Here is a 13,768-nt window from a genome sequence, read left to right on the forward strand (position 1 = left end):
CGGCTCCTCCGACGCCGCTCCCCGGCCGTGGGGCGGTTGCCGCTCCGCCGATGTCGCCCGAGGGCGCACCCGTCACCGGGTGCGCCCTCGGGTGCGTCGCGACAAGGTCAGTTGTGGCCGAAGCGCTTCTGCTGCTTGCGCGCCACGTCCGCCGGGCTGCCCTGGGCCTGCGACTGGCTCTGGCTGTGTGCCTCCATCGACGAGTTCCGCGAGTGCTCCTGGCTGCGCTCGGCGGCACTGCCCTGCTGCTTCCCGCGGTTCTTGTTCTTGGCCATGATCGTGCCTCCTGTGAGGTTTCGGGAACAGCTCGCGGCTCCCCGGGATCAAGGGAGCGGAGCGTGTTCGCGCAATCACGTTCGCACGTGGCGACGATGAACGCATTTCGGGCAATTACCGTGTGTGAAAGGTGTGGTGGCCGCCGAGGCCCACGATCCGCCACGCCGAAGATCGAGTACCCGGCCCTAACCCCCCTGCGGTCGGGCAGACTCGGGAGGCAGGAGCGGCAGAACCGTTACGGGGGCGCCGTGCTTCAGGGAAGAGGGTGCAACGTGGATCGCTGCGTCGTCCTGGTGGACGCCGGCTACCTGCTGGGCGCCGCTGCAAGCCTGCTGGCCGGCGAGCCGGCGCGGTCCCGGATCTCCGTCGACCACACCGCACTCATCCAGGGGTTGCGGGAGCGTGCCGAAGCCGAGACGCAGCGCCCCCTCCTGCGCATCTACTGGTTCGACGGGGCCCCCGACCGGGTGCCGCAGCCCGAGCACCGCAGACTGCGCGTCATGCCACGGGTCACCGTGCGGCTGGGCGCCCTGACCCGCAGCGACGGACGCTGGGCCCAGAAGGGCGTCGACGCCGCCATGCACGCCGAACTCACCGAACTGGCCCGCAACCGCGCCTGCTCCGACATCGTCCTGGTCACCGGGGACGGCGACCTGCTGCCGGGCCTGATGTCCGCCAAGGAACACGGCGTCGCCGTCCACCTCTGGGCCGTCCAGGCCGCCGACGGTGACTACAACCAGTCCGAGGACCTCGTCGCAGAGGCCGACGAACGCCGGGTGCTCGACCGGATCTGGATCACCCGCGCGGTCCGTGCCGTCGAACCGAGCGGCTCCGGCGCCCCCGCGGCCGTCCCCCGTCCGGAGATCGCAGCGATCCTCTCCGCCCCGCTGCCGGAGGCCGCCGCGGAGGAACCACACGGCCCCGGAAGACTGCCGCCCCCCGACCCCGGCCGCAACGGCGCCGGTCAGAGCCCCGGCAGACCCGCCGGCCGCGAGGACGGCCGCACCCCGCCCGGCGCAGCCCCCGCCGCGCCCGGAACGGACCCGGCCGGCGAACCCGGCCACACCAAGGGCGTGCCGACCCCCAAGGACCTCGCCGATCTCGGCCGGGCTCACGTCGCCGGCGCCGGTACCGGCCAGCAGGGCCCCCACGCCACCCTGCGCTGGTCCTCCGACCGCAGCTGGACCGGCGGCGGCCAGGCCGAGCAGCCGGAAGCCCCCGCGCTCCCCACCCTGGCCCAGCTCACCACCGCCGAGCAGCGCTGGGCCGACCGCGAGGAGGACATCACCGCGGTCAGCGGCGACCCGTCCGAGGTCGGGCAGGTGTTCGCCCGGCGGTGGATCGAGCGGCTCGCCTCGGACCGGCGGCTGCGCCAGCTCTCCGCGGAGTACCCGCGCATCCCGCACCGCATCGACGGGGAACTGCTGCGCTATGCCGCCCGCTTCGGACTGCTGGCCCACAAGGACGACCAGATCGACGAGCACGACCGGTACGCGATCCGGGCCGGGTTCTGGCGCGAGGTGGAGAGTCGCGCGACGCCGGAGCGCGCCCGGACGGGTGACTGAGGCGGCGCAGCCCCGGCTGCGCTGGCCCCGCGTGGTCCCCGGTCGCGACGGGCCCGTGCAGCGGGAAGCCCTCGGAGTCCCAGGGCCCCGGGGCTGGAGGACCGGGGCCGGACGCGTACCCTCGTAGCTCGTGAGGACGGGCACAGCACAGGCGGGACACGGCACCGGAGCCGGGACGGCAGGGGCCGGTCCCGTGTGCACGGTGCGCGATCTCGTCAAGACCTACCCGGCCACCCGGGCCCGCCGCGGCGCCCCCGCCGCCCCCGCGGTCCGGGCGAACGACGGCATCAGCCTCGACATCCGGCACGGCGAGATCTTCGGGCTCCTCGGACCCAACGGGGCCGGCAAGTCCACGCTGGTCCGCCAGCTCACCGGCCTGATGCGCCCCGACGCCGGCGCGATCGACCTGCTCGGCCACGACCTCGTGCGCCACCCCGGGCGCGCAGCACGGCTCATCGGCTACCTCGGGCAGGAATCGACCGCCCTGGACGAGCTCACGGTCTCCCTCGCCGCCGAGACCACCGGCCGGCTGCGCGGTCTCGACGCCCGCACCGCTCGTGCGGAGCGCGACGGAGTGCTCGACGAGCTCGGACTCGCCGACATCGCCGGCCGGCCGCTGAAGAAGCTGTCCGGCGGGCAGCGCCGGCTGGCCTGCTTCGCGGCGGCCCTCGTGGGCCCCCGCCCGGTTCTCGTGCTCGACGAGCCCACCACCGGTATGGACCCCGTGGCACGCCGCGCCGTGTGGGCTGCCGTGGACCGGCGGCGCAAGCGGGACGGCACCACGGTCGTGCTCGTCACGCACAACGTCATCGAGGCCGAGACGGTGCTCGACCGGGTGGCCGTCCTCGAACGCGGCCGGGTCATCGCGTGCGACACACCCGCCGGCCTCAAGAAACTCGTGGCGCACGAGGTCCGGCTGGAACTTCTGTGGCGCGAAGGCCCGCCCCTGCACGTGCCCGAGGTGGCCGCACTGAGCGAGTCCGCCCAGTGCTCGGGACGGCGCTGGGTGCTGCGGCTCGATCCCGACCTGGCCCGGTCGGCGGTCGCCGCTCTCACCGGCGGTCCGGCGTTCGAGGCCCTCGACGACTTCACCCTCACCACGCCCAGCCTGGAGGACGTCTACCTCGCGCTCGGCGGGCGCACGCAGGGGCTGGTCAAGGCGTGAACACCGACACCGTCGCCGGTACCGGACAGAAGCAGCGAGAGGTGAGTGCCGTGCAGGCGCAGGCCGTCACCGTCACGGGCCGGGAACGCATCCGGCCGGAGTCCGCGGACGTCACGGGCGGACCGGACCGCCCGGCCGCCGAAGCCGTCCCGCTCGCTCCCCGCGCCCGGCTGCTGCCCGCACTCGCCACGGTCTACCGGGCCCAGCTCTCGCGCGCCCGGGTGGCCCGCATCCCGCTGTTGTTCGTGGCCACGTTCCAGTCGGTCGGCATCATGGTGCTCATGCGGGGCGTCGTCGACGGGGGCGACGAGGCGCGTGCCGTTGTGGCCGGCTCGAGCGTGCTGGTCGTGGCATTCGTGGCGCTGAACCTGCTGGCGCAGTACTTCGGCCAGCTCCGGGCCGGCCGGGGCCTGGACTACTACGCGACGCTGCCCGTTCCGCCGGCGGCCGTGGTGCTCGGGGCGGCCGGCGCCTACGCGTCGTTCACCGCGCCGGGCACGGTCGTCACGGCCGTCGCCGGCAGCGTCCTCTTCCAGCTGCCGCTGGCCCATCTGTGGATCCTCGCGGCCGTCATCCCGCTCGCGGGCGCGGCTCTGGCGGGATTCGGCGCGGCGCTGGGGCTGCTCGCCCCGCGCCAGGAGCTGGCCACCCTGCTCGGGCAGCTGGGCATGTCCGCTGCACTGCTGCTCGGCGTACTGCCCGCCGGCCATTTGCCCGCGCCGCTGGCGTGGTGTCGCGACCTGCTGCCGTCCACCTACGGGGTGGAGGCACTGGCCCACACCTTCCGGCCGCACACCGACTGGGGACTGGTCACGGCCGACCTGGCGGTCTGCGCGGTGGTGGCCGTCGTCTCCCTGGCGATCGCGACCCGGGCCTACCGCCGGGCGGCCGTACGGTGAGCCACCCGGACGGCCGTCCCGCCGCCGGGCGCGCCACGGCCGACTGGCACGATGGCAGGGTGACCGCACCGCTGACTCCGCACGAAGAGCCGCCCGGCGACCCCTCGCACAGCCCACCACCCCGTCAGGGCGCGGACGGGGAACGAACCGGGGCCGCGAAGGTACGGCAGGCGGCCCTGGTCACCGTCCTGGTGGCCCTCAGCGGCGCGGTGCTCGGCGCACTCTGGCTGTGGCTGGCCCCGCACGTGCTCCTCGTCTCGGACGGCAAGGCCGTCTACTTCAAGAACTCCGAGGGCGAGGAGGCGATCGGGGCCGACGGCGTGTTCGTCCTGCTCGCGCTGGGGTTCGGCGTGCTCAGCGGAGCCCTGGTCTTCCTGGTGCGCCGGTCCGGCGGCATCCCGATCGTCGTCGGCCTCGCGCTCGGCGGACTGCTGGGCGCCGTGCTCGCCTGGCGGCTCGGGGGCTGGTTCGGTCCGGCGGGCGACGTCGCGCAGCACGCCCGGCGGGTCGGCAAGGGGGTCGTCTTCGACGCGCCGCTCCAGTTGCGAGCCAAGGGGGCGCTGCTGGTCTGGCCGGTGGCCGCACTCGCGGTGCACCTGGGCCTGACCGCGCTGTTCGGCCCGCGGGATCCCGAACCCGGCGAGAACGCCATGGGCGTTCCCTTCGGCAACGGACACGGGGGACCCCCCCGCGGGTGACGGCCCGGCCGGCCGTGTGGTCAGCTCCGGGCGATCGGCGCCAGCACCGCGCCGGTGAGCGCCGCCAGGTCGGCCGGCGCGAGCTCGACCTCCAGACCCCGGCGGCCCGCCGACACGCACACTGTCGTGTGCGCCGCCGCCGAGGCGTCCAGCACGGTCGGCAGCCGCCGTCGCTGGCCGAGCGGTGAGATGCCGCCCCGGACGTAGCCCGTCGCCCGTTCGGCCGCAGCCGGGTCGGCCATCGCGGCCCGCTTGCCGCCGGCCGCCGCGGCCAGGGCCTTGAGGTCGAGTGACCCGGCGACCGGCACGACCGCAACCGTAAGCGCCCCGTCGACGTCCGCGAGCAGAGTCTTGAAGATCCTCCCCCGGGCGTCCTCGAGCGGGATGCCCAACGCTGCGCCGAGCGCCTCCGCGGCCTCTTCGCCGTACGACGGAGATGCGGGGTCGTGCGCGTAGGCGTGGGTGGTGAAGGCGACGCCCGCCGCGGTCAGGGCCACGGTGGCGGGCGTGCCGTTCGACTGCTGCTTGCGGGACTTCCTGGGCAACGCGTCGGACCTCGTGTCAGTTGGGGCTGGTGGGCTGCTGGGTGAGCTTCACGGCCGGCAGCGACGGCAGGCTGCGGATGACCGAGCACTCCGCCCGCAGGATCTTCAGCTCCTGAGCGAGGCGCGCCGCCGTGGTCGGCGCCTCGAGCAGCCGCTGCTTGGTCGGGGTGTCGAGTTCCGCTGCCGCCGCCACCAGGTAGGAGACGACCGACGGCTGGTCGGGCAGTTCCTGCTCGCCCGCCATGGACCGTTCGTTGGCCCCCGCCAGACGCTTCTGATAGGTGCGGAAGGTCCGCAGCACCCCCGACGCGAGTGCCCCGGCCCCTTCGCCCTCCGGCTCGTCCAACTCCTCGGTCTCGCCGACCAGATACGGCCCGGAGGCGTCCACCGACAGCAGCCGGAACCGGCGGGTCCCGGTGGACAGCACCTCGAAGCCGCCGTCGCTCTTCTCCCGGATCGTCGCGGCGTCCGCGGTGCAGCCGACGGTGAAGAACGAGTCCATGGGCTCCGCGCCGAAACCGGCGGCGGCGCCGCGTGCGGTATGGGCCGTGACATCGGGCATCCCCGGGGCGCTCGGAGCGACCTCCCGGCCGTCGCGGATGGCCACGACGCCGAACCGCCGCTCGTCCTCGGGCAGCTCGAGGAGGGCGCGCATCAGCGCGCGGTACCGCTGCTCGAACACGTTCAACGGCAGTACGAGACCGGGGAAGAGAACGGAGTTCAGCGGGAAGAGCGGAATGCGCGCGGTGGTCACGACGCTCAAGCCTAAGGCGTGTCCGGTGGATCTCTGAGGACAGGCCCGAGGCGCCCGGTGTTCCCCGGGCCCCGCGGAGCCGGGAACACCGGATCGCACGGTGCGGGTCTGCTCGTGCGGGGTCCACGCCGAGGACCGGGCACGTGGCATCAGTTGCGTCGCAGCACCCGGGAGGCGCCCGCCGCCACCGTGGTGGCCAGGATCCAGCCCAGGATGATCATGGCGGCCGCAGCCCACTGGTACCCGCCGCCCGGACGCCAGGCGCCCGCCTGCCCGAGATCGATCACAGGAAGCAGCAGGTCCAGGACGTAGAGCGCCGCGTCCCAGTGGGGCTCCTCGCCCTCCTTGAGCGGGGAGGGACGGTTCTGTGCGAACAGCAGGGTGCCCACTGCCCACAGCACCGCCATCCACAGCGCAGCCTGCCCCGGACGGTAGCCGTAGGCCACCGTCAGGTCCTGGAGGTACCCCCACAGCTTCCCGGCCGGCGGCAGGGTTTCCCGCCGCCGGCGGTGCTTGGCCAGCAGCACCTCCCGGGCCTCCGCGTCCTCCCCACAGGCCCGCAGTACGTGCGCCAGCTGCTCGTACGGGCCCGGGGCGTATTCCGGGGTGGCGGCCGCGACCCACTCCAGCCGCTTCGGCAACGGGAAGTTGCCGCGGGGGATCAGGGCCTCGTACGTGAACCCCGCCATCGCCAGCCCCCCCGGGGCCGGCCAGCTCGTCGACCTGTCGACCAGGTTGCCGACCTTCGCGCCCGACAGCACCACCCGTCCCGCCCGGGGGCGCTCGCCGAGGAACCGCAGCTCCGGCGTCTGGATGCGGCGCAACGACAGTTCCTGGTCCGGCTCCATGACGAACCGGGCCTGGTAGAAGTCGGCGGCGTCCCCGAACCGGCCGTCGTCCAGCCGGATCCCACCCTCGCACTCGAACCGCTGGACCCGGGTGCCCTGGGCCGGGGTCGCCGAGATGCTGTACGGCGGGGTGGCGCCGCCGAACAGCATGCCGCTGAGCCCGATCGACGTCAGGTAGAGGCTGCGCGCGACGGTCAGCTGCGGTGCGTTCAACGCCCGCCCGTACGGATTGCTCAGCCTGCTCCCGCGCATGCTGAACGACACCCCCACCTGCGCGCCCCGCAGGCTGATCTCCCCTCGCGACTCCAGCATCTCCGCCTGGAGGTCCTGGGCGACGCTCAGCCCGTCCGCGGCGATGGACCGGCCCCGGCGGTCGGGGTGGACCGTGAGCTGGTTGAGGAGCAGGTCGGTTCCGATGTGCGCGTCGGTGAGCCGCATGCCGCCGGGGACCGTGCACCGGGGCAGATGGAGGTCCCCCTCGGTGGTCAGCCGTGCGGCCTCCAGCCGGGGTATCAGACAACCGGTCATGCGCAGGGTCGTGAAGCGGCACTCCGGCAGCAGGACCTCGTGCTCGAAGCGGCAGTCGCGCAGCTCCACGTACGGCTCGACCGTCCCTCCCGACAGGTCGAGGGCGCCGGTGACGAGCGCCCCGCGAAGCTTCAGCGCCGCCACCCGTCCCGGCAGGCCGGGCGGACCGTCGAGCAGCAGCAGGGCGACCAGCCGGGCACGCACGGCGCGCTCCGGTCCCCACGGGTACGGGCCGGCGGTGTCGTCCTGCTCCTGATCGCCGGCCCGCAGATCGCACACCGTGCCGTTGCGGAACGCCTGCCACATCGACCGCTCGGCGGCCGTCGGCTCGAGCTCCGCGGGCGGCTCGGCGTCGTGTGCCGCGCCGGGGTGTGCGCACTCGCCCCCGTCACCCGGACCTCCGCGACTCCCCGGTACGGCTGGATGCACCACGGCCGTTCCCCTCCCCCTGCCGTGCGGCGGAATCCGGAACCGGGCCGGACCGTGCACGTGACGGGCTGCAGGCCGGGCGGCGGCCCGCGTCACACGGGCCGATTCCGGATCGTGGGGCACATACGCCCCTCACCTTCCTCCATTCCCGCTCGGCGACCGCCTGAACGCGGCGGGTGACGGTCGTGTCCGGCCGCCGTATCAGCCACTGATACGTGCGACAGGAGCGTCCGCCCGGTCTGAGACACTGGACTGCGTGATCTCCCGAATCGACCTGCGCGGCGACGCCCTCCCCGAGGGCGCCGCCCTGAGAGACCTGCTGCCACGAGCCGAGTTCGACGTCGAGGCCGCCCTGGAGAAGGTGAGGCCGATCTGTGACGACGTGCGCCATCGCGGCACCGCGGCGCTGATCGACTACGCGCAGCGGTTCGACGGCGTCTCCCTCGAGCGGGTCCGGGTGCCGACCGAGGCCCTGTCCCGGGCGCTGGACGAGCTGGACCCGGCTGTCCGCGCGGGACTCGAGGAGGCGATCCACCGCGCCCGCCTGGTCCACCGCGAGCAGCGCCGCACCGACCACACCACCCGCGTCGTCCCCGGCGGCACCGTCACCGAGCGCTGGGTGCCCGTCGAGCGCGTCGGCCTGTACGTCCCCGGCGGCCTCGCGGTCTACCCGTCGTCCGTCGTGATGAACGTGGTCCCGGCCCAGGAGGCCGGTGTCGAGGGCATCGCCGTCTCCTCGCCCCCGCAGGCCCGGTTCGGCGGCCTGCCGCACCCGACCGTCCTCGCCGCCTGCGCCCTGCTCGGCGTCGACGAGGTGTACGCCGCCGGCGGTGCCCAGGCGATCGCCATGTTCGCCTACGGCACCGACGAGTGCCGGCCCGTCGACCTGGTCACCGGCCCCGGCAACATCTACGTGGCCGCGGCCAAGCGCCTGCTCAAGGGCCGCATCGGCATCGACGCCGAAGCCGGACCCACCGAGATCGCCGTGCTCGCCGACACCACGGCGGACCCCGCCCACGTCGCCTCCGACCTCATCAGCCAGGCCGAGCACGACACCCTGGCCGCCGCCGTCCTCGTCACCGACTCCCCGGACCTGGCCGACGCGGTCGAGACCGACCTCAAGGCCCAGGTCGAGGCGACGCGGCACCGCGAGCGCATCACCACGGCGCTGGCCGGCCGCCAGTCGGCGATCGTCCTCGTCGACGGCCTCGACGAGGGCCTGCGGGTCGTGGACGCCTACGCGGCCGAGCACCTGGAGATCCAGACAGCGGACGCCTCCGCCGTCGCGGCCCGGGTGCGCAACGCCGGCGCGGTCTTCGTCGGCCCCTACGCGCCCGTGTCCCTCGGCGACTACTGCGCCGGCTCCAACCACGTGCTGCCCACCGGCGGCTGCGCCTGCCACTCCTCCGGCCTGTCCGTGCAGTCGTTCCTGCGCGGCATCCACGTCGTCGACTACAGCCGCGACGCGCTCGCCGAGGTCGCCCACCACGTGGTGACCCTCGCCGACGCCGAGGACCTGCCCGCACACGGCGCGGCGATCAAGGCACGGTTCGACTGGAAGGTGCCGCAGAGCCAGTGACGAGCAAGCCCGCCCGGTCCGCCATGGACGACCTGCCCATCCGCGACGAGTTGCGCGGCAAGTCCCCCTACGGGGCGCCCCAGCTCGACGTACCCGTGCGCCTGAACACCAACGAGAATCCGTATCCGCTGCCCGAACCGCTCGTGCAGCGGATCGCCGAGCGGGTCCGCGACGCCGCCCGCGAACTCAACCGCTACCCCGACCGGGACGCCGTCGAGCTGCGCACCGAACTCGCGAAGTACCTCACCCGCACCTGCGGCCACGAGGTGGCCCTGGAGCAGGTGTGGGCGGCCAACGGCTCCAACGAGGTCCTGCAGCAGCTGCTCCAGGCCTTCGGCGGGCCCGGCCGCACCGCGATCGGCTTCGAGCCCTCCTACTCGATGCACGCCCTCATCTCGCGCGGCACCGGCACCGGCTGGCTCTCCGGACCGCGCAACACCGACTTCACCATCGACGTCGGCGCGGCCGAGGCGGCCATCGCCGAGCACCGCCCCGACGTGGTGTTCATCACCTCGCCCAACAACCCGACCGGCACCGCCGTCGACGCCGCCACCGTGCGCCGGCTGTACGACGCCGCGCAGGCGGCGAAGCCCTCGATGGTGGTCGTCGACGAGGCGTACGGCGAGTTCAGCCACCACCCGTCGCTGCTGCCGCTCATCGAGGGGCGCCGGCACCTGGTCGTCAGCCGGACCATGTCGAAGGCGTTCGGCGCCGCCGGACTGCGGCTCGGGTACCTGGCGGCGCACCCGGCGGTCGTCGACGCGGTGCAGCTGGTACGGCTGCCGTACCACCTGTCCGCCGTCACCCAGGCCACTGCGCTCGCCGCCCTCGAACACACCGATACGCTGCTGGGATACGTCGACCAGCTCAAGGCCGAGCGGGACCGCATCGTGACCGAGCTGCGGGCGGCGGGATGCGAGGTCACCGACTCGGATGCCAACTTCGTGCAGTTCGGGCGGTTCGACGACGCACACGCCGCATGGCAGCAGCTGCTGGACCGGGGGGTGCTCGTCCGGGACAACGGCGTGCCCGGACACCTGCGGGTCACCGCGGGCACCCCGGCCGAGAACGACGCGTTCCTGGATGCGGTACGCGAGCTGATGAAGGAGAACGCATGACCCGCGTGGGCCGCGTTGAGCGCACCACCAAGGAGACATCCGTCGTCGTCGAGATCGATCTCGACGGGACCGGAAAGGTCGACGTCTCGACGGGCGTCGGCTTCTACGACCACATGCTCGACCAGCTCGGGCGCCACGGCCTGTTCGACCTGACGGTCAAGACCGAGGGCGACCTGCACATCGACAGCCACCACACCATCGAGGACACCTCCCTCGCGCTCGGCGCCGCCTTCAAGCAGGCGCTCGGCGACAAGGTCGGCATCCACCGCTTCGGCAACTGCACGGTGCCGCTGGACGAGTCGCTCGCCCAGGTCACCGTCGACCTCTCCGGCCGCCCCTACCTGGTGCACACCGAACCGGAGAACATGGCGCCGATGATCGGCAGCTACGACACCACGATGACCCGGCACATCTTCGAGTCCTTCGTCGCCCAGGCGCAGATCGCCCTGCACATCCACGTGCCGTACGGCCGCAACGCCCACCACATCGTCGAGTGCCAGTTCAAGGCACTCGCCCGGGCGCTGCGCTACGCCGCCGAGTGGGACCCGCGCGCTGCCGGAATCCTGCCCTCCACCAAGGGCGCGCTGTGACGGGCCTGTCGACGCTCCTCATCGTCGTCGGCCTGTTCCTCCTCGGCGGCGTCATCTCCTTCCGCAAGCAGGGCATGCCGGTCGGGGTGGTGGCGGTGCTCGGCACCGGGTCCGCGCTCTGCCTGCTGGCCGGCGTCATGCGACTTCAGGGAGTCTGGGAATGAGCAAGTGCGTGGTCGTCCTCGACTACGGATTCGGCAACGTCCGCTCCGCGGAGCGTGCCCTGGCCCACGTCGGCGCCGACGTGGAGATCACCCGCGACTACGACAGGGCCATGGCCGCCGACGGCCTGCTCGTGCCCGGGGTCGGGGCCTTCGCGGCCTGTATGCGGGGCCTGCGTGAGGCCCGCGGGGACTGGCTCGTCGGCCGCAGACTCGCCGGCGGCCGGCCGGTGATGGGCATCTGTGTCGGCATGCAGATCCTCTTCTCCCGCGGGATCGAGCACGGGCAGGAGGCCGAGGGCCTCGACGAGTGGCCCGGTACGGTCGGGCCGCTGCAGGCGGACGTCGTCCCGCACATGGGATGGAACACCGTCGAGGCCCCCGACGATTCACGGCTGTTCGCCGGACTGGACGCCGACGCCCGCTTCTACTTCGTGCACTCCTACGCCGTGCACGACTGGGAGCTCGAGACGGTCAACCCCGGCATCACCGCACCCAGGGTCACCTGGGCCACCCACGGCAAGCCCTTCGTCGCCGCCGTCGAGAACGGCCCGCTGTGGGCGACCCAGTTCCACCCCGAGAAGTCCGGCGACGCCGGACAGCAGTTGCTCACCAACTGGCTCGCAACTCTCTAGAGCCTCCGGAACGCACAGAACCATCACCGAGGGATTGGCCCGATGACCACCCACCGCCTGGAACTCCTCCCCGCCGTCGACGTCCGCGACGGCCAGGCCGTCCGCCTGGTGCACGGCGAGTCCGGATCCGAGACCTCGTACGGCGACCCGCTCGCCGCGGCCCTCGCCTGGCAGCAGGCCGGCGCCGAGTGGCTGCACCTGGTCGACCTCGACGCCGCCTTCGGCACCGGCGACAACCGGGCGCGGATCGCCGAGGTCGCCCGCTCGATGGACATCAAGGTCGAGCTGTCCGGCGGCATCCGCGACGACGACACGCTCGCCGCCGCCCTCGCCACCGGCTGCACCCGCGTCAACCTCGGTACCGCCGCCCTCGAGACCCCCGAGTGGGTCGCCAAGGTCATCGCCGAGTACGGCGACCGGATCGCCGTCGGCCTCGACGTCCGCGGCACCACCCTGCGCGGCCGCGGCTGGACACGCGACGGCGGCGACCTGTACCAGACGCTCGCACGGCTCGACTCCGAGGGCTGCGCGCGCTACGTCGTCACCGACATCGCCAAGGACGGCACCCTCCAGGGGCCCAACCTGGAGCTGCTGAGGAACGTGTGCGCCGCCACCGACAAGCCCGTGGTGGCCTCCGGCGGTGTCTCCTCCCTCGATGACCTGCGGGCCATCGCCTCCCTGGTCCCCGAAGGTGTCGAAGGCGCCATCGTGGGCAAGGCGCTCTACGCCAAGGCGTTCACCCTGGAAGAGGCTCTGGAGGCAGTGTCCCCATGAACGAAGCCGTGCGGCGAGTGCAGTCCGACAGCCCCTGGGAGGAGACGATCGGGTTCGCGCGCGCGGTGGCCGCGGGCGACCGGGTGCTCGTGTCGGGCACCATGCCGTTCGCCGGCGACGTCCTGCTGGGCGAGGGCGATCCGTACGAGCAGGCGACCGCAGCCTTCCGCAACGGCCTGGTCGCGCTGGAGAAGTTCGGGCTCGGGGCGGAGGACGTCATCCGAACCCGGATGTACCTGACCCATGCCCGGGACGTGGACGCCGTCGGCCGTGCCCACAAGAAACTCTTCGACGCGGTACGCCCCGCTGCCACGATGGTCGTGGTCTCGGGCTTCGTCGACAGCCGGGTGCTGGTCGAGGTGGAGCTCGAGGCGTTCCGTGCCGCACCGGAACCACTCCGAGGAGCCCCTGCATGACCCTCGCGGTCCGAGTCATCCCCTGCCTGGACGTGGACGGCGGCCGGGTCGTCAAGGGGGTCAACTTCCAGAACCTGCGCGACGCCGGCGACCCCGTCGAGATGGCGCGGGTGTACGACGCGGAGGGTGCCGACGAGCTGACCTTCCTCGACATCACCGCCTCCTCCGGCAACCGGGAGACGACTTATGACGTCGTGCGCCGCACGGCCGAGCAGGTCTTCATCCCGCTGACCGTCGGCGGTGGGGTCCGCACCGCCGAGGACGTGGACAAGCTGCTGCGGGCGGGCGCCGACAAGGTCGGCGTCAACACCGCTGCCATCGCCCGCCCCGAGCTGATCCGCGAGATCGCCGAACGCTTCGGCAGCCAGGTGCTCGTGCTGTCGGTCGACGCCCGGCGCACCGCCGAGGGCACCGTCACCGCCTCCGGCTTCGAGGTCACCACCCACGGCGGGCGGCGCGGCACCGGCATCGACGCGGTCGAGTGGGCCCACCGCGCGGCCGAACTCGGCGCCGGCGAAATCCTCTTGAACTCCATGGACGCGGACGGCACCAGGGACGGCTACGACACCGCCATGATCGAAGCGGTCCGCAAGCACGTCACCGTCCCCGTGATCGCCAGCGGTGGCGCCGGACGTCTCGAGGACTTCCCGCCCGCGGTCGACGCCGGGGCGGACGCGGTCCTCGCCGCTTCCGTCTTCCACTTCGGCGACCTGCGCATCGGCCAGGTCAAGGACACCCTCCGCGCGGCCGGCCACCCGGTGCGCTGAACCGGTCGCGCCGCACGGGCG

Annotated in this window: 16 protein-coding genes; 12 read left to right on the forward strand and 4 right to left on the reverse strand. The window is 73.2% G+C overall.

Going from position 1 to position 13,768, the window contains the following annotated elements; genetic code table 11:
- Positions 1 to 107 precede the first annotated feature (107 nt).
- Positions 108 to 275 (reverse strand): hypothetical protein, encoded by a 168-nt coding sequence (locus M1E25_RS03770; RefSeq protein WP_251409461.1) that lies wholly within the window; start codon positions 273 to 275, stop codon positions 108 to 110.
- A gap of 273 nt (positions 276 to 548) precedes the next feature.
- On the opposite strand from M1E25_RS03770, the gene M1E25_RS03775 reads away from it, so the two are divergent.
- The 4 genes from M1E25_RS03775 (at position 549) to M1E25_RS03790 (ending at position 4,603) form a co-directional block, all read left to right on the forward strand.
- Positions 549 to 1,841: an NYN domain-containing protein gene (locus M1E25_RS03775; RefSeq protein ID WP_251409464.1), complete on the forward strand. Its 1,293-nt coding sequence runs from the start codon at positions 549 to 551 to the stop codon at positions 1,839 to 1,841.
- Between the two features lie 130 nt (positions 1,842 to 1,971).
- Positions 1,972 to 3,006 carry an ABC transporter ATP-binding protein gene (locus M1E25_RS03780; RefSeq protein WP_372500512.1) on the forward strand — a complete coding sequence of 345 codons (1,035 nt, stop codon included), beginning with the start codon at positions 1,972 to 1,974 and terminating at the stop codon, positions 3,004 to 3,006.
- Positions 3,007 to 3,095: 89 nt separating this feature from the next.
- On the forward strand, positions 3,096 to 3,905 hold the full coding sequence (locus M1E25_RS03785) for an ABC transporter permease (RefSeq protein ID WP_251409680.1): 810 nt from the start codon (positions 3,096 to 3,098) through the stop codon (positions 3,903 to 3,905).
- Positions 3,906 to 3,964: 59 nt separating this feature from the next.
- Entirely contained in the window at positions 3,965 to 4,603 is a 639-nt protein-coding gene (locus tag M1E25_RS03790; protein WP_251409467.1) for a hypothetical protein, read from the forward strand.
- A gap of 20 nt (positions 4,604 to 4,623) precedes the next feature.
- On the opposite strand, the gene ybaK is transcribed toward M1E25_RS03790, so the two are convergent.
- The 3 genes from ybaK to M1E25_RS03805 form a co-directional block, all read right to left on the reverse strand.
- Positions 4,624 to 5,148: a Cys-tRNA(Pro) deacylase gene (gene ybaK, locus M1E25_RS03795; protein WP_251409470.1), complete on the reverse strand. Its 525-nt coding sequence runs from the start codon at positions 5,146 to 5,148 to the stop codon at positions 4,624 to 4,626.
- Between the two features lie 16 nt (positions 5,149 to 5,164).
- Complete coding sequence (locus M1E25_RS03800) at positions 5,165 to 5,902, reverse strand: LON peptidase substrate-binding domain-containing protein (protein WP_251409473.1); 738 nt, start codon at positions 5,900 to 5,902, stop codon at positions 5,165 to 5,167.
- A gap of 149 nt (positions 5,903 to 6,051) precedes the next feature.
- Positions 6,052 to 7,710 (reverse strand): oxidoreductase, encoded by a 1,659-nt coding sequence (locus tag M1E25_RS03805; protein WP_251409476.1) that lies wholly within the window; start codon positions 7,708 to 7,710, stop codon positions 6,052 to 6,054.
- A 253-nt stretch (positions 7,711 to 7,963) separates the two neighbouring features.
- Between M1E25_RS03805 and hisD the strand changes: the two genes are divergently transcribed.
- From hisD to hisF, 8 genes are read left to right on the forward strand one after another with little or no spacing between them, the layout of a single operon-like run.
- Positions 7,964 to 9,286, forward strand: a complete 1,323-nt coding sequence (gene hisD / locus M1E25_RS03810; RefSeq protein WP_251409478.1) for a histidinol dehydrogenase — start codon at positions 7,964 to 7,966, stop codon at positions 9,284 to 9,286.
- 23 nt (positions 9,287 to 9,309) lie between these two features.
- Positions 9,310 to 10,404 (forward strand): histidinol-phosphate transaminase, encoded by a 1,095-nt coding sequence (locus M1E25_RS03815; protein ID WP_251409683.1) that lies wholly within the window; start codon positions 9,310 to 9,312, stop codon positions 10,402 to 10,404.
- Positions 10,401 to 10,994, forward strand: a complete 594-nt coding sequence (gene hisB / locus M1E25_RS03820; RefSeq protein ID WP_251409481.1) for an imidazoleglycerol-phosphate dehydratase HisB — start codon at positions 10,401 to 10,403, stop codon at positions 10,992 to 10,994. Before M1E25_RS03815 ends, hisB begins: the two co-directional genes overlap by 4 nt.
- The gene (locus tag M1E25_RS03825) at positions 10,991 to 11,158 is read left to right on the forward strand and encodes a CG2302 family histidine operon protein (RefSeq protein WP_251409484.1); all 168 of its coding nucleotides are present in this window, start codon (positions 10,991 to 10,993) and stop codon (positions 11,156 to 11,158) included. Before hisB ends, M1E25_RS03825 begins: the two co-directional genes overlap by 4 nt.
- Positions 11,155 to 11,790, forward strand: a complete 636-nt coding sequence (gene hisH / locus M1E25_RS03830) for an imidazole glycerol phosphate synthase subunit HisH (protein ID WP_251409487.1) — start codon at positions 11,155 to 11,157, stop codon at positions 11,788 to 11,790. The genes M1E25_RS03825 and hisH overlap by 4 nt, the downstream gene beginning before the upstream one ends.
- Before the next feature lie 42 nt (positions 11,791 to 11,832).
- Positions 11,833 to 12,564, forward strand: coding sequence for a bifunctional 1-(5-phosphoribosyl)-5-((5-phosphoribosylamino)methylideneamino)imidazole-4-carboxamide isomerase/phosphoribosylanthranilate isomerase PriA (priA, locus tag M1E25_RS03835; RefSeq protein ID WP_251409491.1), 732 nt, complete (start codon positions 11,833 to 11,835; stop codon positions 12,562 to 12,564).
- On the forward strand, positions 12,561 to 12,980 hold the full coding sequence (locus M1E25_RS03840; protein ID WP_251409494.1) for a RidA family protein: 420 nt from the start codon (positions 12,561 to 12,563) through the stop codon (positions 12,978 to 12,980). The genes priA and M1E25_RS03840 overlap by 4 nt, the downstream gene beginning before the upstream one ends.
- On the forward strand, positions 12,977 to 13,747 hold the full coding sequence (hisF, locus tag M1E25_RS03845) for an imidazole glycerol phosphate synthase subunit HisF (protein ID WP_251409497.1): 771 nt from the start codon (positions 12,977 to 12,979) through the stop codon (positions 13,745 to 13,747). Before M1E25_RS03840 ends, hisF begins: the two co-directional genes overlap by 4 nt.
- The last annotated feature ends 21 nt before the right edge of the window (positions 13,748 to 13,768 follow it).

Origin of the sequence: Streptomyces meridianus, assembly GCF_023703325.1 — a bacterium.
Taxonomy (GTDB): Bacteria; Actinomycetota; Actinomycetes; order Streptomycetales; family Streptomycetaceae; genus Streptomyces; species Streptomyces meridianus.

Excerpts from the sequence above, each read along its gene's own strand:
- M1E25_RS03770 (WP_251409461.1), bottom strand. The coding sequence starts at position 275 with ATGGCCAAGAACAAGAACCGCGGGAAGCAGCAGGGCAGTGCCGCCGAG.
- M1E25_RS03815 (WP_251409683.1), top strand. The coding sequence starts at position 9,310 with ATGGACGACCTGCCCATCCGCGACGAGTTGCGCGGCAAGTCCCCCTAC.
- hisB (WP_251409481.1), top strand. The coding sequence starts at position 10,401 with ATGACCCGCGTGGGCCGCGTTGAGCGCACCACCAAGGAGACATCCGTC.
- hisH (WP_251409487.1), top strand. The coding sequence starts at position 11,155 with ATGAGCAAGTGCGTGGTCGTCCTCGACTACGGATTCGGCAACGTCCGC.
- priA (WP_251409491.1), top strand. The coding sequence starts at position 11,833 with ATGACCACCCACCGCCTGGAACTCCTCCCCGCCGTCGACGTCCGCGAC.
- M1E25_RS03840 (WP_251409494.1), top strand. The coding sequence starts at position 12,561 with ATGAACGAAGCCGTGCGGCGAGTGCAGTCCGACAGCCCCTGGGAGGAG.
- hisF (WP_251409497.1), top strand. The coding sequence starts at position 12,977 with ATGACCCTCGCGGTCCGAGTCATCCCCTGCCTGGACGTGGACGGCGGC.